The organism is Sphaerotilus sulfidivorans (assembly GCF_013426975.1).
GTDB lineage: Bacteria > Pseudomonadota > Gammaproteobacteria > Burkholderiales > Burkholderiaceae_C > Sphaerotilus > Sphaerotilus sulfidivorans.
Genome location: NZ_JACCPY010000093.1, coordinates 1 through 472 on the forward strand (window position 1 = coordinate 1; position 472 = coordinate 472).

The 472-nt window shown below is 62.5% G+C and carries 1 protein-coding gene; it reads right to left on the bottom strand.

The features are described from left to right. The coding region (locus HZU84_RS20075; protein WP_180693129.1) for a leucine-rich repeat domain-containing protein at nucleotides 1–472 on the bottom strand (472 nt) is incomplete at both ends.

Sequence of the window (472 nt, forward strand, 5' to 3'; positions counted from 1 at the left end):
CGCTCACATCCTTCAGTTGGCTGCACACGCTCAGGTCGAGCTGCTGCAAGCCCGTCAGGCTGCTCAGCACGCTCACATCCTTCAGTTGGCTGCACCCGCTCAGGTTGAGCTGCTGCAAGCCCGTCAGGCTGCTCAGCACGCTCACATCCTTCAGTTGGCTGCACACGCTCAGGTCGAGCTGCTGCAAGCCCATGAGACTGCTCAGCCCGCTCACATCCTTCAGTTGGCTGCACACGCTCAGGTCGAGCTGCTGCAAGCCCGTCAGGCTGCTCAGCCCGCTCACATCCTTCAGTTGGCTGCACCCGCTCAGGTAGAGCTGCTGCAAGCCCGTCAGGCTGCTCAGCACGCTCACATCCTTCAGTTGGCTGCACCCGCTCAGGTTGAGCTGCTGCAAGCCCGTCAGGCTGCTCAGCCCGCTCACATCCTTCAGTTGGCTGCACACGCTCAGGTCGAGCTGCTGCAAGCCCGTCAG